The following is a 17,118-nucleotide window of genomic DNA, read 5'->3' on the forward strand; positions in this document are numbered from 1 at the left end:
GGCGGGAGGGCAGGTGAGTCCGTATAGTCTGCCTGAGGAGAGGCAAGTCGATCGTGCCAAGGGAGGCAGCAGGTGTCAGCAGCGGACGCAGAGGAATCATTCGGCCGGCGGGGGACGGGGCCACTGGCGGGAACGATCGTCGCCGACTTCTCCCGGGTGCTCGCCGGCCCCTACGCGACGATGATGCTCGCCGACCTCGGGGCCACGGTCATCAAGGTCGAGGGCAGGACAGGCGACGATACACGTCATTGGGCCCCGCCTCGGCGAGGGGACGATGCGACGTACTTCCTCACGGCGAACCGGAACAAGCATTCGGTCGTCCTCGACTTCAAGGATCCCGAGGACCTCGAATACGCTCAGCAGCTGGCCGCGCGCGCCGACGTCCTCGTGGAGAACTTCAAAGCCGGAGGATTGGCGAAGTACGGGCTGGACTTCGACTCGGTCAAGGCCGAGAACCCGGGCATCGTCTACGCATCGGTGACCGGTTTCGGTCGCGACAATCCGCTGCCGGGCTACGATCTGCTCATCCAGGGGCTGTCCGGGTTCATGTCCGTCACCGGCACGCAGGAATCCGGTCCGGTCAAGGCCGGGGTCGCCGTCGTCGACGTGATCACCGGACTGCACACGACGGTCGGCATCCTCGCCGCGCTCGCCCACCGCAAGGACACGGGCGTCGGGCAGCTGGTCGAGACGAATCTGCTGTCCTCGGCGCTCTCCGGCCTGGCGAACCAGACCTCGGCCTACGTCGCCGGAGGGGTGGTGCCGCAGGCGATGGGCAATGCGCACCCGAGCCTCTACCCCTACCAGCCGATGCCCACGGCCGAGGGGCAGATCATCATCGCGTGCGGAAACGACAACCAGTTCGCCCGGCTCGCCGGAATCCTCGGACATCCCGAATGGGCCGAGGACGTTCGCTTCGCGAACTTCGCCGACCGCAACGTCCATCGCGTCGAACTCGAACCCGAGCTGATCGAGGCGCTGAGTGCGAAGACGAACCAGGAATGGTTCGACATCCTCACCGAGGCGGGTCTGCCCTGCGCGCCGATCAACTCGATCGCCCAGGGCGTGGAGCTGGCGACCTCGCTGGGTCTCGAGCCCGTCGCCGAGGCGGGTGCGGACGATCGCGTCATTCCCACCGTGGCCAACCCGATCCGGCTCTCCGAGACCCCGACCAGCTACGAACTCGCCCCGCCGACCTTGGGCGAGAGCACCGAGGCGGTCAAGGAGTGGCTGCGTTCGGGCGACACGCTCGGCGGCTGAAGTAGTCTTGTCCCTGTGTGCTGTCGCCGATGGTGCCGGGACCGAGTCTGACAGGGCCCGTCTCGGGAAGGGCAGCTGTCATAGACGTCGATGAGAATCCGGAACCGAGATGGACAACAAGCCGACCGAGGACGCGCCTCGGCCACGTTCGGCGGTGAAACGGACCCTGATGGTGATCGCCATGGCGATCACGGGCTTCCACCTCTTCGCCAGCTTCCTGTGGATCGCCCCTGCCTCGACGATGCGGGAGGTGATCCCGGGCGATCTGCTCAGCAAGTACATGATTCCGATGTGGGGACAGTCCTGGAGCGTGTTCGCGCCCGAGCCGATCAACGGCGACTACTACTTCGACGTCCGTGCGGTGATCAGGACCGACAGCGGTGAGGAGATCACCGAGTGGGTCAGGGCCACCGACGTCGAACTCGACCACTCCACCTACAAGCTGTTCCCGCCGCGTTCGGCCGGTCTGGGCATCGGTGTGGCCTCGGACATCAAGGGCTCCTGGGAGGAGCTTCCCGACGATCAGAAGGCGATCGTCAAGCTCGACTATTTCAAGGGCGATGATTCGGTCGACCGGCTGGAGACGAAGCTCAAGGAGTACGACGATCCGGAGAACACGGTGGCGGCGTATTTGGAGGACGAGCACACGGCCACGGCCTATGCGACCCAGGTGGCGAAGGCCATTTGGGGTGACGACGTGCAGCGCGTCCAGTACCAGGCGGCCCGTCAGAACGTGGTGCCCTTCTCCGAGCGCAACGACAAGGGAGCCGAGCGCCCGAACATCCAACCGGTTCCCGTGGGATGGCGCGCGCTCGTCGTCGAAGACCATCAGTCCCAGGAGGAGTTCACGAAGTACTTCTGCTCCTCCGACGAAGTGAGGTGCGTCGGTGAACAGTGATGAGACGACCCCGCACGAGGGGGAGGGCATGACATCGACGGGCAGCGGAGCGGGCACCGCGACCGAGGTGGGGCACTCCGGTCCGGCCGCCTCGGCGAGGGGCGGCGGAACCGATTCCTCGACGGACTCCGCGAGCGACATCGGGCTCGTGCCGCTGACCACGCTGGTGCGCACGAAGCTTGCGCGCGGCTGGAGCTGGCTCGAGGAGATGCTCACCGGCCGCTTCCACGCCACCTACGGGCTGGCAGTGACGAGGATCCTCATCGGCCTCACCGGGCTCGGCCTCATCCTCACGAACTTCAGCGCCCGGCACTACGCCTTCGGTGTGGGGGCCGCCTGGAACGGCGAGATCGCCGAACCGAAGAGCGACTTCCCGAACATCTGGCTGTTCTCGCTCTTCCACCGGGCAGTGACGACGCCTCCGCTGTTCACGGCGATGATGATCGGCCTGGCACTGCTGGCCGTCGTCATCATCCTCGGCTGGCGGACGCGGATCGTCCTGCCGATCTACCTGGTGCTGTGGGTGAGCTTCATCGAGCTCAACGACGGGGCCGGGGATCAGGGCGACAACGCCTACCGCATGTTCATGATCGCGCTCCTCTTCGCCGACACCACCAGGCGATGGTCGCTCGACGCGCGCCGGCGTCGCCGGGCCGGCAGGTTCCCCGAAACCGACGGAGGAGCGTGGCGGTGGACGCTGATCATGGCCAACAACCTCGCCATCGTCGTGCTCGCCTTCCAGGTGTGCGCGATCTACATGTCCGGGGGACTGTACAAGGCCGGCGGCACCGCGTGGCAGCACGGATTCGCCGTGTACAACCCGCTGCACACGCAGCAGTTCGGCACCTGGCCGGTGCTCTCGGACCTGGTGACCACCTGGGGGCCGATGGTGGTGGCGATCTCCTGGGGGTCGATCCTCTTCCAGTGCGCCTTCCCGTTCATGCTGTTCAACCGCTACACCCGGATCGTCGCGCTGCTCGGCATCCTCTCCTTCCACCTGGGGATCGCGCTGCTCATGGGCCTGCCCTGGTTCTCGCTGACGATGATCGCCGTCGACGCGATCTTCATCCGCGACCGCAGCTTCGCGAAACTCAGCGCCTACCTGCGGCACTGGTGGGCGTCATCGGCCCCGCGCCCGGACAGCGCGAAGTCCGTTTCCGCGAGTGCCACAGGGAGCAAGCGCCGCTCGAACGGCGTGAAAGCCGGTGCCGGCGCGAAGTCGCGCTCCTGAAACGCAGCTCCGCGGCTCACCATCGGCGGTGTCCGGCTCCCGACATGTCGACGGCTCGGTCTGCGACAGGAAGCTCTGTTTGCATACAGAGCTTTCCGTCGCAGACCGAGCCGTCGACGAAGGCGCCGCGTCACCGCTTCGGGCGCAGCTCCAGCCCCTTGGCCTCGGGATCCTCGGGCAGGTCGACCACGACGATGTCTCCGTCCTGGACGTCACCGGCCAGCAGGGCCCGGGCCAGCTTGTCGCCGATCTCGCGCTGGACCAGGCGGCGCAGCGGACGGGCGCCGAAGGCAGGATCGTAGCCTTCGAGTGCCAGCCAGTCCTCGGCTCCCTGAGTGACCTCGAGGGAGATCCGGCGATCCGAGAGCCGCTGGGACATGTGCTCGATCTGCAGGTCGACGATCGACGCGAGTTCGTCCTGACTGAGGGCATCGAAGAGCACGATGTCATCGAGACGGTTGAGGAACTCGGGCTTGAACGTCGAATGCACGATGCCCAGGACCTTCTCCCTCTGCTCCTCGTTCGACAGTGACCTGTCGACGAGGAACTGCGAACCGAGGTTCGAAGTGAGGATGAGGATGGTGTTCCGGAAATCGACCGTGCGTCCCTGCCCGTCGGTGAGCCGACCGTCGTCGAGGACCTGCAGCAGGATGTCGAAGACGCTCGGATGGGCCTTCTCCACCTCGTCGAGCAGGACCACGGAGTACGGGCGACGGCGCACCGCCTCGGTGAGCTGGCCGCCCTCGTCGTAGCCGACGTAGCCGGGAGGCGCACCGACGAGACGGGAGACGCTGTGCTTCTCACCGTACTCGCTCATGTCGATTCTGATCAGCGCCTTCTCGTCGTCGAAGAGGAAGTCCGCGAGCGACTTCGCGAGCTCCGTCTTGCCCACGCCGGTGGGGCCGAGGAACAGGAACGACCCTGTCGGGCGATCGGGGTCGGCGACACCGGCCCGCGAGCGGCGGATGGCATCGGAGACCGCGGCGACGGCGTCCTTCTGCCCGATGAGGCGCTGACCGAGGACGTTCTCCGCCCCGAGCAGCTTCTCGACCTCGCCCTGCATGAGGCGACCGGCGGGAATCCCCGTCCACGAGGAGACGACCTCGGCGATGTCGTTGCCGGAGACCTTGTCGGAGACCATCGGATCCGAGTTCTGCCCGGCCTCGGCCTGAGCCTCTGCGGCTTCGGCCTCGGCGATCTCCTTCTGCACGGCGGGGATCTCACCGTAGAGCAGACGGGATGCGGTCTCGAGGTCCGTGTCGCGTTGGGCGCGGTCGGCGGCAGACCGCAGCTCGTCGAGCTTGGTCTTGAGCTCACCGACCCGGTTGAGGCCGGCGCGCTGGGACTCCCAGGTCGCCTCGAGTCCGCGCAGCTGCTCCTCCTTGTCGGCGAGATCGGCACGCAGGGCGCCGAGGCGTTCGAGCGAGGCGGAATCCGTCTCCTTCGCCAGGGCCATGTCCTCCATCTTCAGGCGGTCGACGGCACGACGGAGCTCATCGATCTCGACCGGAGCCGAATCGATCTCCATCCGCAGCCGGCTGGCCGCCTCGTCGACGAGGTCGATGGCCTTGTCGGGCAGCTGCCTGCCGGTGATGTACCGGTTCGACATCGTCGCCGCCGCGACCAGGGCGCCGTCGTTGATCGACACCTTGTGGTGGGCCTCGTAGCGCTCCTTGAGTCCGCGGAGGATCGCGATCGTGTCCTCGACGCTCGGCTCACCGACGAACACCTGCTGGAACCGGCGCTCGAGAGCGGGGTCCTTCTCGATGTTCTCGCGGTACTCGTCGAGCGTCGTGGCGCCGATCATCCGCAGCTCGCCGCGGGCGAGCATCGGCTTGAGCATATTGCCGGCATCCATCGAGGAGTCTCCTCCGGCACCGGCTCCGACGATCGTGTGGAGCTCATCGATGAACGTGATGATCTGACCGTCGGCGTTCTTGATCTCCTCGAGTACGGCTTTGAGCCGCTCCTCGAACTCACCGCGGTACTTCGCCCCGGCCACCATGGCCGACAGATCGAGACTGATGAGCGTCTTGTCCCGCAGTGATTCGGGCACGTCTCCGGCGACGATCCGCTGGGCGAGTCCTTCGACGACGGCGGTCTTGCCGACGCCGGGCTCACCGATGAGGACCGGGTTGTTCTTCGTCCGGCGGGAGAGCACCTGCACGACACGGCGCACCTCCTTGTCGCGGCCGATCACCGGGTCGAGCTTGCCCTCCCGCGCGGTGGCGGTGAGGTCGATGCCGAACTTCTCGAGCGACTGCATGGTCTCCTCGGGGTTCTCCGAGGTGACCTTCTTCCCGCCGCGCAGATCCGGCAGGGCGGCGGCCAGGGCATCGCGTCCGGCACCGTTGGCACGCAGAGCATCGCCCGCGCCCTCCTTGCCGGCGGCCGCGGCGAGCAGCAGGTGCTCGGTCGAGACGAACTGATCGCCCAGCGCCGTCATCTCCTCCTGCGCGAGGTTCATCATCTCGAGTCCGGCCCGGGACAGGCTGGGCTGGCTCACAGAGGAGCCGCTGACGGTGGGGAACCCGCCGATGACGGTCTCGATCGCGGTGAGGACCGCCTGCGGTTCGGCGCCGACCTTGGTCAGCAGGCTCGAAGCGAGCGAGTCGGGCTGCTGCAGCAGGGCGGCGACGAGGTGGGCGGGCTCGATCTGATTGTTGTGCCGAGCCACGACATCGTTGACCGCCGCCTGCAGCGCCTCTCTGGACTTGGTTGTCATCTGTGCGTCCATGCGCATCTCCTTCTGAAGAATCATTCGCTGAAATCAGCTCTCGAAAAGAACAACGTCGATGAAGTTGAGTCTATTCCACTCAACTTTGAAATCAGATGAGAGCCTTGTCCCAGAAGTGCCCGCGCTCGCGGCCTGCCGACCACGCTGCCGCCCGACGGTCCGCAATCGTCACCAGACGACCCCGCTACCGTGCGAGCACGGACTGGAGGTCGAAGCGGCGGAGCACCTTGTCGGCGATCTCAGGATCGGTGCCTCGCTCTCGACGGGCTCTGAGCACCTCGGCGCGAGCGGACTGCATGGCCGCCTTCTGCACCTGCTGGAGCTGTTTGCGGTGCTCCCTGAAAGCGGTCGCCTGTTCGGAGCTGGCCTGATCGTCGGTGGTGCCCAGCAGCTGGTCGTGGAGGATTCGGAACCGGACGCGGAGCGGTTCGACCACCTCGTCGGGGAGGGTGTCGTCGTTCCGGATCTGGAGCATCGCGGCCCGGTAGGCCCGCAGTGCGATCTCCTTCGTGGCCCGCTGCTCCTTCTCCGCCTCGTCGTCGATGCCGAGCCCGTTGACGACGGCCGGGAAGGTCAGCCCCGCGAGGACGAGCGTCACGAGCAGGACCACAGCGGCGGTGACGATGACATAGGAGCGGCCGGGGAACGCCTGACCGGTGTCCGTCGTGGCCGGGATCGACAGCGCGAGGGCGACGGTGGCCAGCCCGCGCATCCCGCCCCAGGTCATCAGTGTGGCGTCACGGATGTCAAGGGGCGCGGCATCGGGATCGTCCTGCGTCCGCTTCCTCTCGATCAGAGTGCCCAGCAGCAGCCAGCCGAAGCGGACGGCGACGATGATGACGGCGATGACGCCACCGACGACCACAGCGCGGCCGAGATCCGCGTGCTCGGATTCGACGATGACGCGCAGATCCAGTCCGATGAGGCCGAAGGCGATGCCGGTGATGAGCATCTCGAGGACCTGCCACGTCGAGGCCTGGGTGACGCGTTCGGCCGAATTGCCCTCGACATCGCGCCGGCGGATCTCCAGTGCCGCGACGACGACGGCGATGACTCCGCTGGCGTGGAGATGCTCGGCGATGAGGTAGACGCCGAAGGGCAGGACGAGCATGAGGGAGGAGCGGGCGATCGTGTGATCGATCTTCTCCATCACCCACCAGGCGACGAAGGTGACGAACAGACCGACGACGATCGCGATGGCTGCGGAGGCGAGGAAGGACAGCAGCAGCTGTCCGAAGTCCACCTCGGTGCCGGTCATCACCGCCGCCATCGCGGTCTGGAAGATGACGAGGGAGGCGGCGTCGTTGAACAGCCCCTCACTCTGCAGGGTCGACATGATCCGGCGCGGGATGGAGACGGTGCCGGCGACGGCATCGACGGCCACAGGGTCGGGCGGCGCGAGCATGGCGCCGAGGGCGATGGCGGCGGAGATCGTGATCCCGGGGACGAGCAGCACCGCCGAACCGGCGACGAAGGCCACGGTGACCCCGACGAGGGCCACGGCCATGCCGAGGATCGTGCGCCAGCGGATGGCGAAGAGCGCCCACGAGGTCTTCTGGGCCGCGGCGAAGAGCAGGGGCGGGAGGAACAGCGGCAGGATTAGCTCGGGTTCGATGGTGATGTCGGCGAAGCTGGGAATGAAGGCGCCGGCGATGCCGATGAGGACCATGAGCGCCGGCCAGGGCAGGCGGAGTCTCTGTCCCAGACCGACCACCACCGAGGTGGCGGCTCCGAATCCGATGATCATCAGCAGTGTGGTCATGGCAGTCCCTCCCGGTTCCGATTCGCCCGAGTCGGGGAAGCGGCCCGGCGGGCGAAAATGAGGCGCAGATTCCGCACAGGGAGTCGGACCTTTGGCAGAATGAGGCTATGTCCGAATCAATTGTATTCGCGCGGCTCGACGACGGTGTCGCGACCGTGACGATCGATGAGCCCGAGACCCGCAACGCCCTGTCCCAGGCGGTGATGGAGGCCCTCATCGACACCCTCGCCGAGGTGGGGCGCGACACCGATGTGCGTGCGGTGATCCTCCGCACCGCCGGGCATGTGTTCAGTTCCGGTCATGACCTCAAGGAGATCCGCGGGGCGGAGCTGGAAGCGCAGCAGCAGACCTTCGAGGCCTGTTCGCGTCTCATGCAGCTCATCCAGCAGATCCCGCAGCCGGTCATCGCTCAGGTCCAGGGCGTGGCCACCGCCGCGGGATGTCAGCTGGTGGCGAGCTGCGATCTGGCGGTGGCGGCACAGTCGGCGCGGTTCGCCACCCCCGGCGTGAAGATCGGTCTGTTCTGCTCGACGCCGATGGTGGCGCTGTCCCGAGCGGTGCCGGCGAAGACAGCGATGCGCATGCTCCTCACCGGCGACTTCGTCTCCGCAGATGACGCCCTGCGCTTCGGCCTCGTCTCCGACGTCGTCGCCGACGGCGACCTCGAGGACGCCGCACTCGACCTGGCGCACAAGGTCGCGGCCGCCTCGTCGGCTACAGTTGCCATAGGCAAGGCCGCGTTCTACGAACAGCGGCATCTGCCCGTGGCCGAGGCTTACGAGCGGATGTCGCAGGTGATGGCGCACAATGCGGTCGCAGCCGACGCGCAGGAGGGGATCGATGCGTTCCTGAGCAGACGGGAACCGCAGTGGCAGCATCGCAGCTGACAGATCGACGATGCGGATGAGAGAGGGGAAGTCATGGCGGTGATCGTGACCGGAGCCAGCGGCTTCGTCGGTGGTGCCATCGCTCGTGCCCTGGCCGATCGGGAGGAGGCGGTCTACGCTCTGTGTCGGCGTGATCCGGAGATCCCCGGGGTGAATTTCCAGCATTGGGACATCACCGAGCCCGCCCCGCCGGCGGTCCAGTCGCTGGAGGCCAAGGCGACGGCGGTCTTCCACTGTGCCGGGATCTCCTCGGTCAGCGCCGATGACGACGCGCTCTATGAGGTGCGGGTGACCGGGACGCGCAATGTCCTCGACGCCTTCCCCCGAGCCCGTGTCGTCCACCTGTCATCGACGACGGTCTACTCTTCGTCCGACTCCCACACGGAGCTGTGGGAGGAAGCCGGACCGAAGGACCCCCAGGAGTTCGACGACGCGTACTCGCGCACCCACGCCCTGGCCGAACAGCTCGTCTCCCGCATCCGACCGGATGCCGCGATCCTCCGGCCCGCTGCAGTGTACGGGCCCGGCGAGACGATGTTCATGCCGTTCCTCAGAAGCCTTGCGAAGAAAGGTGTGCTGCGCCTGCCCGGCGGCGGACGCCAGAAAGTCACCCTTGCCCATGTCGACAACGTGGTGCGGGCGGCGCTCGCCTGCCTCGACGTGCCTTCTGCGGCGGGTCCGTTCAACATCGGCGACCCCACCCCGTACCGGCTCAAGGACGCCGTGGTCACGCACTTCGCCCGGATGGGCTACGACCAGGTCGTCGTCGAGGGAGTGGCGAAGGACAAGGCGCTGGTCGCAGCGAAGCTCGGACTCAAGGTGAAGAGCATGTTCAAGCGCGGAGACCGGGCCAGGCTCTTCCTCGTCGAGTACCTGCAGCACGATCGGACCTTCAATCTCTCACGGCAGCAGCGGGTGCTCGGCATCTCGACGACTCAACATCTCATCCCCTCCCGCTTCCAGTAGTTCGGGCGAGCGGTGCCGGTCAGCGGCGGAGGCCGTGCTGCGCCGCGACGATCTTCGACATCAGACCGCGCGGCAGCGCCCTCGCCAGCAGGAACGGCAGCGGCGCACGGCTGCCGACTGCGTAGAACTCCCGCGGCCTGGGCGAGACGATGGCATCGACGATCACGGCCGCGACCTTCTCGGGCGAGATCCCGCTCTGCTCATTGGCGTCGAGATGCTCGAGCATCGTGGACACATCGGCCGCGTAGGGTGAATCCTCGTCGAGGTACTTCGTGCGGCGGCTGCCGATGCCCGTGGCGATGGACCCGGGTTCGACGACGCTGATCCACACCCCGAAGGGGGACAGTTCCTGCCGCGCGGCCGTGGCGAATCCTCGCAGGGCGGCCTTCGACGCCGAATAGGAGCTGCGGTGGGCGAGTGGGAAGCTCGCCAGCATCGACCCGACCATGATGATGCGGCCGAATCCTCGCCTGCGCATGCCGGGAAGAACGAGCTGGCTCAGCCGCACGGGTCCGAAGACGTTCGTCCGGAACAGCCGGTCGACGGCCTCGGCGGGCAGCTCCTCGAACGGTCCCGACTGGCTCTCTCCGGCGTTGTTGACCAGGACATCGATGTCGCCGATCTCGCCGCCGAGGCCGCCGGGTCCGGCCAGGGTGTCCGGACCCTCCGGATCGGACAGGTCGAGTCTCAGGTAGCGGACCCCGGGAACTCGATCGGTCGGGTCGAGGCGGTCGGGGTCACGGCTGGTCGTGAGCACGGTGCATCCCTTGGCCGCAAGCGTCTCGACGAGGGCTCGGCCGACGCCCGAGGTGCCGCCGGTGACGAGGACGGTGAGAGCCGATTCCGCCATTTCAGCTCTCCTTCCGTGTCGGTGCCGGTGAGGCTGTCCCGGCCGCGACCGCCCGGCCGGCCCGCAGCCCGGAGAAGATGCACCCGCCGAGGAACGTCCCCTCCAAAGCGTTGTACCCGTGCATGCCGCCCCCACCGAAACCGGTCACCTCACCGGCGGCGAAGAGCCCGGGAACCGGGGCACGGTCCGCTCCGATGACCTGCCCGTCGAGGTCCGTCTCGAGCCCGCCGAGGGTCTTGCGCGAGAGCAGGCTCAGCCGCACGGCGATGAGCGGACCGTGTGCCGGATCGAGGATCCTGTGCGGCTTGACCGCGCGGACGATCTTGTCGCCGAGGTAGGCCCGAGCGTTGTGGATCGCCTGCACCTGGGCATCCTTGGAGAAGGCGTGGTCGGTCTGCCGGTCGCGCTGCCGGATCTGCTCGACGAGCCGGTCGTGGTCGATGACCGGGCCGCGGGAGCGTTCATTCATCCCGGCGACGAGCTCCTCGGTCGTCTCGGCTGCGACGAAGTCGGACCCGAAGTTCTTGAACGCCTCGATCGGTGCCGGGGCGTCGGAGGAACGCACTCGGTCGAGTGTGATGCGGATGTCCTTCTCGGTGAGGTCCGGGTTCTGCTCCGAACCCGAGAGCGCGAACTCCTTGCGGATGATCGACTCGTTGAGCACGAACCACGAATAGTCATACCCGGTGTCGAGGATCGTGCGCATCGTCCGATTCGTGTCGAAACCGGGATAGTTCGGGGCCGGGAAGCGATTGCCCTCGGCATCGAACCACAGCGACGACGGCCCCGGGATGATGCGGATCCCGTGGTTCGGCCAGATCGGATTCCAGTTCTCGATGCCCTCCGTGTACGCCCAGATCCGGTCCCGGTTGATGAGGCTCGCCCCGGCATTCTCGGAGATCTGCAGCATCCGTCCGTCGACGTGGGCGGGCACCCCGGCGAGCATCCGTTCGGGGAACGCGCCGAGGCGCTCCGACGGCCAGTACTTCTCCATGAGTGCGAAGTTGTGCCCGACTCCTCCGCTGGTGACGATGACTGCGGGAGCCCGGAACGCGAACTCCTCGACCTCCTCGCGGTTCGAGGCCACTCCACGGGCGGTGTGGCTGTCCGCGAGCACCTGCCCGCGGACGCCGACCACGGCTCCGTCCTCGGTGATGAGCTCGTCGACGCGGTGCCGGAAAGCGAAGTCGATGAGCCCCTTCGCCTCGGCGGCTTCGACGGGTTCGCGGAAGACGCGGACCACCTCGGGGCCGGTGCCCCAGGTGAGGTGGAAGCGGGGCACGGAGTTGCCGTGCTCGTCGGCGCCGGAGCCGCCGCGTTCGGCCCAGCCGACGATCGGGGTCAGGCGCAGGCCGAGGTCACGCAGGTACCGGCGCTTCTCGTCGGCAGCGAATTCGAGGTAGGCCTCGGCCCACTGCCTGGGCCAGTGGTCCTCGTCCCGGTCGAATCCCGCCGAGGTGGTCCAATCGGCTCTGGCGAGTTCGAGGGAGTCGCGGATTCCGAGGCGTCGCTGTTCGGGGGAGTCGATGAGGAAGAGGCCGCCGAGCGACCAGAAGGCCTGCCCACCGAGGTTCGCCCGATTCTCCTGGTCGAGGATGAGGACTCGCTTGCCGGCCTGCGTGAGTTCGTGAGCGGCGACGAGGCCGGCGAGTCCGGCGCCGACGACGATCGCATCGGGGGAGGGATCGCTTCCGCTGTCACGGTCCGTGCTGCCGAAAGAACTCATCGCCGACTCCTCTGTCGCCTCCGTCGGTCGGTGAGCCGACGTCTGCCTACCTTCCAGTAGCCATCAGTATCGCAGACTCAGCCGGGCGCTGGGTGCACCGACCGCACCGGCGGGGACGTCAGCTGCGGAGCGTGCGCTCCAGCCAGTCCGCAGCTGATGCGAAGGACTCGTCCGTCGTCGTCGGATCGACGGGCACGAGTTCGCCGTCGGCGCTCGGGTAGCTGCCGAGGAAGGAGAGTTTGAGCGCGGCCCGGTGGACGCCCTGCAGGGCCTCGGCCATGCGGGATTCGCGGATATGGCCGAGCAGGTCGATCGAGAACTGGTAGAGACCCAGCCCGTCACCGGTGGGGCGGGATTCGATCCGGGACATGTTGATGCCGCGGCTGGAGAACTGTTCGAGCAGTTCGAGCAGCGAACCCGCCCGGTCCGAGCGCAGAGCCGCCACGACGGTCGTCTTGTCCGCACCTGTCGGAGCAGGGATGGGACCCGGGCGCGTGACGACGACGAAGCGGGTCACGGCATCCTGGCGATCGCCGATGTCCTCGGCGACGACCTCGAGGCCGTAGCGCTCGGCGGCCAGGGCCGGGCAGACGGCGGCGACATGGTCCCCGGCGTCATTGGCCAGATCGCGGGCGGCCGCGGCCGTCGACGATGTCGGCAGGTAGACAGCGGACGGGAAGTTCTCGGACATGAAGGCCCGCACCTGTGCCTCGCCATGAGGATGGGAGCCGAAGGAGGTGACCTCCTGGCGGGAGGTCCCGGGCTTCACGGCCAGGACGAAGCGCACGGGCACGAGCACCTCGGCGATGATCTGGAGGCGTCCGTGTTCGGTCAGCGCGTCGATCGTGGCCGGGACCCCGCCCTCGACCGAATTCTCGATCGGAACGACGGCGGCATCGCAGTCACCTTCGACGACCGCATCGAGCGCCGAGGCGGCATTGCGCATCGGCTCGGTCGAGGCGGTCTCCCGCAGCCCTTGGGAATCGAGGTACTTGAGCAGGGCCGCCTCGGTGAAGGTGGCCTCCGGACCGAGGTAGCCGAATCGTCTCGGACTCACTTGCCGCCCTCCTTGCCATCGTGGCCGGCGCCGCCGGAGCCCTTCGCCTCTGCACCGTTCCCGAATCCCTTCGCGGCGCCCGAGCGCTTGGCCCGCAGGCGGCGGACGAGGAGGGCCCGGGCGACATCGCGGTACTGGGCGGCGCGGTGCAGCTGTGCCTTGAAGTCCCGGCCGGTGACCCGGTGGTGGAGGTCGCATTCGACCTCGGCCACGCGCAGGCCGGCGTTGACGACATCGATGGTCATGGCCGCCTCGACGCCCCAGCCGGCGGCAAAGGGCAGTGCGGCATCGAAGGCCTCACGGGACAGGCAGCGCATCCCCGACAGCGGCTGGGTCGCCTCGAAGCCGCTGAGCTCTGCGATGCCCTTCTTCGCGAGTCCGACGACGAAGCCGAACCCTCCGCCCCTGCGCTTCTGCGCGGGCAGGATCGCAATCGTCATATCGGCACGACCCGCGAGCACCGGAGCCGCCAGGGGCGCAGTGTTCACAGCGGAGTCCTCGAGGTCGCCGTCGAGGAACAGCAGCGCTCGATGGCTCGGTTCGACACCGGGATCGGCATCGGAGATCTCCCGGTTGCGCAGAGCGAACGCCCCGGTCATCATCGCCGCGGCCTTGCCCTTGTTCTTCGGGTGGGTGATGACCTCGGCCCCGGCCCGACGGGCCAGGGCCCCCGTGTCATCGCCCGATCCGTCGTCGACGACCATGACGAGGTCGACCCCGGGGATCTGCTTGGCCGCGGTGACGGTCGCAGCGATGCGCTGGGCCTCATTCATCGCGGGGATGATCGCGGCGATCGCCTCGGGGGCGGGGTGCGGGTGTGCGCTCATGGATTCTCCTGTCCGACACCGGCGCCGAGGCGGGTGCGGGCACGGTCCGGACCGTGCCCGCACCGCCGGCGGCCGAGTCGCGGATGTCAGTGGATGGTCAGCTGGCGGGACACAATGCCCGAGCGGACGCGGCGGGCCTCGGTGCTCATCGGCTCGGTGGTGTTCAGCGCCTCGTCCATGCGCTTGCCGAAGGCGGCGATGGGCTCTTCGACGTCGTCGGGCCGGGTGCCGAATTCGAGCTCCCAGACCGGGATGATGATGCCGTGGGCGCGGAAGTAGCCGAGGAAGGAGCCGATGCCGCCGAGATCGTTGGCATTCTCGGCCTGCAGCCGGGCCATGGCGTCGACGATGCTGTCCTCGCCCTCGGGGCGGGCCCAGCGGACGTAGGTGCGGCCGGACATCTCCGTCCAGTAGGCGGAGTCGACCGAGGCGAGCTTCTCCGTCGGAGCGACGGAGTCGTTGGCCTGCTGGAGGGCGGCGCCGACGTCGGGATCGGTCTCGGCCTCGGGCAGCGCCCAGTAGTCGAAGGACTCGAGCACGCGGACATCGAAGGGATGAGAGGTGTCGAGGATGTCCTGCAGCCGCGGCCCCTCACCGGGTTCGGTCGTCGCTTCGATCGAAGTGCCGGGCTCCGCCTCGGCGGCGGCGAGGATCCCACGGGCGACGTCACGGGAAGCGTCGGTCGAGGACACCGGCACCTGCATGCCGGCCATGATCTCACCGTCGTCGCGGCGCCAGGCCTGCCAGGCGGCGGGCAGGAGCGAGGCGATCGTCACCTCGTGGCCGCCGTAGGCTTCGCTCAGCTTCGCGGTCGCCGTGGCTGCGGGCACGAGTTCGCGCAGGCAGATGATGTCGGCCTCGAACGGCAGGTCCGCGAACGGACGCGCGACGAAGGCCGTGGCCTGGGCCCGCGCGAGGCGTTTGGCGATGAGTTCTTCCTTGGAGCGCTTCGACTTCTTTCCCATGGGAGGCAAGTCTAGTCGGTGAGGCGCCTTCAGGTGCGGACCGGTTCACCCCTGTCGGGAGACCGGGATGAAGTAGCGGGTGGTGTTCGACTCGTCCATACGCACCTGCAGCTTGTCGCCGGGGTGGGGCAGCGCCGAGCGTTCGGGGTTGTCCGGGGTCAGTCCGAGGGTCTCGAGCTGGATGATCCCGTGCCGGCCCACCTCGTCGGCGGCAAGGACATAGGAGTGGTTGAGCTCACGGATCGTCACCTCGATGGCCGGATCGGTCGGCTCCTCCACCTCGGCGAAGGAACGCGGCTGGGCGGCATTGCCCATGCCCAAGTAGGCGCCGACGTCATCGGCGATGAAACCGGCCACCGAATCGGCCTGCGCCATGAGGCCGGCGAGGATCACGGAGAGCCGCTCCTGCTGGGCATCGGACTTCAGGGCCTGGCCCGGCTTGAACAGGTGCTCCTCGGCCAGCACGCACCAGGCGTCCTGCATGATCGTGCGCAGCTGGAGCTCGACGAGGACCGAGGGCTCGGAGTCGAAGGGCACCTCGACGATGAGATGGCGGCCGCGGTATCCGGAGGGCTTCGGTGTCGCGGAATAGTCGCGGACATCGGCGATGGAGAGGTTCGTGCTGTCGCTGACCTGGGTGAGCAGGTCCCACAGGGCCGTCTGCTCGCGCTCGGTGCGGCACACGACGCGGGCGCCGACGACATCGATGACCTGGTTCTCGACCTCGACGGAGTCGTGGATCTCGTCATTGGCGTCGGCGAGCTTCCGGCGCAGCTTCTCGCCCGTGCGCATCCGGTCCTTGATCCGACCATCGACGATCCGCACGCGGTCACCGGAGAGCAGGGCGGAAGAGGCGCGGACGGACTCGACCCAGTCATTGACCGTCTCGAGGGCGGCCCTCCACGTGGACTCCCGCCGATCGTAGGCTTCGTCGACCAGTTCACGGACAGTTGCTGACATCCTCGTCACCTTCCTAGCTCCTGATTCAACTTCACCAGAAGAGAGGGGAGATGTCCATGCTTCCGACGCTAATGTTGCCGGGAAGCGACGAAGGGTGAGACGGGCGCGGCGAAAGCGGGCGCTCCGACGGCTCGGGAGACATCGTCCGGCCCTTCGAGCTCCCCGGCAGAGGCGGTTGCCCTCAGACGTCGTAGTCGACGATGACCGGGGCGTGGTCGGATGCGCCCTTGCCCTTGCGCTCCTCCCGGTCGATCGACCCGGCATTCGCGGTCTTCGCCAGCGCCTGTGAGGCGAGCTGGAAGTCGATGCGCATGCCCTGCTTCTTCGGGAACCGCAGCTTCTGGTAGTCCCAGAAGGTGAAGACGCCGGGGCCGGGCGTGAACTGACGAGTGACCTCGGTCAGACCCGCGCCGAGCAGCTCGTCGAAGGTCCTGCGCTCGGCCTCCGAGACATGTGTGGCGCCCTCGAACTCGGCCATGTCCCAGACGTCCTCGTCCAGAGGGGCGACATTGAAGTCCCCGCAGAGGACGAGCTTCTTCTCCGGTTCGGCGGCCAGCTGGGAGGCGATCTCGGCCGTCAGCGCGCGATACCACTCGAGCTTGTAGTCATAGTGGGGATGGTCGAGTTCGCGGCCGTTGGGCACGTAGAGCGAGTGGACGCGCACACCATTGCAGGTGGCCGACAGCGCACGGGCCTCGACGACGGGCTCATCCGCGCCGAATGCGGGAATGCCGGCGAAACCGATCTCGGGGTCGGACAGGCCGACGCGCGAGGCGATGGCCACGCCGTTCCACTGGTTGAGGCCATGGAAGCTCACCTCATAGCCGCGTTCGGTGAACAGCTCCTGGGGGAACTGGGCGTCCTTGCACTTGAGCTCCTGGATGGCCAGGACATCGACATCTGAGCGATCCAGCCAGGCCCCGATGCGATCGTGGCGGGCGCGGATCGAGTTCACATTCCACGTAGCGATTCTCACCCTCCCACCCTAAGCT

The 17,118-nt window shown here is 67.6% G+C and carries 14 protein-coding genes; 5 read left to right on the top strand and 9 right to left on the bottom strand.

What is annotated here, in order from left to right:
• Window positions 1–72: 72 nt before the first annotated feature.
• The 3 genes from IHE57_RS01760 (at window position 73) to IHE57_RS01770 (ending at window position 3,389) form a co-directional block, all read left to right on the top strand.
• Window positions 73–1,260 carry a CaiB/BaiF CoA transferase family protein gene (locus tag IHE57_RS01760; RefSeq protein WP_209370376.1) on the top strand — a complete coding sequence of 396 codons (1,188 nt, stop codon included), beginning with the start codon at window positions 73–75 and terminating at the stop codon, window positions 1,258–1,260.
• 109 nt (window positions 1,261–1,369) lie between these two features.
• The gene (locus IHE57_RS01765) at window positions 1,370–2,158 is read left to right on the top strand and encodes a DUF5819 family protein (RefSeq protein WP_209324221.1); all 789 of its coding nucleotides are present in this window, start codon (window positions 1,370–1,372) and stop codon (window positions 2,156–2,158) included.
• Window positions 2,148–3,389: an HTTM domain-containing protein gene (locus tag IHE57_RS01770; RefSeq protein WP_366933824.1), complete on the top strand. Its 1,242-nt coding sequence runs from the start codon at window positions 2,148–2,150 to the stop codon at window positions 3,387–3,389. Before IHE57_RS01765 ends, IHE57_RS01770 begins: the two co-directional genes overlap by 11 nt.
• A 130-nt stretch (window positions 3,390–3,519) precedes the next feature.
• Here the strand turns inward: IHE57_RS01770 and clpB are convergent, their stop codons facing one another.
• Both clpB and IHE57_RS01780 read right to left on the bottom strand, forming a co-directional pair.
• Entirely contained in the window at window positions 3,520–6,126 is a 2,607-nt protein-coding gene (clpB, locus tag IHE57_RS01775) for an ATP-dependent chaperone ClpB (protein WP_209370378.1), read from the bottom strand.
• Between the two features lie 184 nt (window positions 6,127–6,310).
• Window positions 6,311–7,888: a Na+/H+ antiporter gene (locus IHE57_RS01780; protein WP_209324219.1), complete on the bottom strand. Its 1,578-nt coding sequence runs from the start codon at window positions 7,886–7,888 to the stop codon at window positions 6,311–6,313.
• Window positions 7,889–7,995: 107 nt separating this feature from the next.
• Between IHE57_RS01780 and IHE57_RS01785 the strand changes: the two genes are divergently transcribed.
• Complete coding sequence (locus IHE57_RS01785; RefSeq protein WP_209370380.1) at window positions 7,996–8,775, top strand: enoyl-CoA hydratase; 780 nt, start codon at window positions 7,996–7,998, stop codon at window positions 8,773–8,775.
• 33 nt (window positions 8,776–8,808) lie between these two features.
• Window positions 8,809–9,741 (top strand): NAD-dependent epimerase/dehydratase family protein, encoded by a 933-nt coding sequence (locus tag IHE57_RS01790; RefSeq protein WP_209370382.1) that lies wholly within the window; start codon window positions 8,809–8,811, stop codon window positions 9,739–9,741.
• Between the two features lie 19 nt (window positions 9,742–9,760).
• On the opposite strand, the gene IHE57_RS01795 is transcribed toward IHE57_RS01790, so the two are convergent.
• From IHE57_RS01795 to IHE57_RS01825, 7 genes are all read right to left on the bottom strand, one after another.
• Window positions 9,761–10,591, bottom strand: a complete 831-nt coding sequence (locus IHE57_RS01795) for an SDR family oxidoreductase (protein WP_209370385.1) — start codon at window positions 10,589–10,591, stop codon at window positions 9,761–9,763.
• Between the two features lies 1 nt (window position 10,592).
• Entirely contained in the window at window positions 10,593–12,317 is a 1,725-nt protein-coding gene (locus IHE57_RS01800; protein ID WP_209370389.1) for an FAD-binding dehydrogenase, read from the bottom strand.
• A gap of 118 nt (window positions 12,318–12,435) precedes the next feature.
• Complete coding sequence (gene pheA / locus IHE57_RS01805; protein WP_209324214.1) at window positions 12,436–13,374, bottom strand: prephenate dehydratase; 939 nt, start codon at window positions 13,372–13,374, stop codon at window positions 12,436–12,438.
• Window positions 13,371–14,201, bottom strand: coding sequence for a glycosyltransferase family 2 protein (locus IHE57_RS01810; protein WP_209370391.1), 831 nt, complete (start codon window positions 14,199–14,201; stop codon window positions 13,371–13,373). The genes pheA and IHE57_RS01810 overlap by 4 nt, the downstream gene beginning before the upstream one ends.
• Before the next feature lie 86 nt (window positions 14,202–14,287).
• A complete protein-coding gene (locus IHE57_RS01815; protein ID WP_209370394.1) occupies window positions 14,288–15,166 on the bottom strand; it encodes a DUF5926 family protein in 879 nt (292 codons plus the stop codon).
• 45 nt (window positions 15,167–15,211) lie between these two features.
• On the bottom strand, window positions 15,212–16,126 hold the full coding sequence (locus IHE57_RS01820) for a GTP pyrophosphokinase (protein WP_209370397.1): 915 nt from the start codon (window positions 16,124–16,126) through the stop codon (window positions 15,212–15,214).
• 181 nt (window positions 16,127–16,307) lie between these two features.
• On the bottom strand, window positions 16,308–17,102 hold the full coding sequence (locus IHE57_RS01825) for an exodeoxyribonuclease III (protein ID WP_209370400.1): 795 nt from the start codon (window positions 17,100–17,102) through the stop codon (window positions 16,308–16,310).
• Window positions 17,103–17,118 lie beyond the last annotated feature (16 nt).

It is taken from the genome of Brevibacterium renqingii (assembly GCF_017808105.1).
GTDB classification, from domain to species: Bacteria; Actinomycetota; Actinomycetes; order Actinomycetales; family Brevibacteriaceae; genus Brevibacterium; species Brevibacterium renqingii.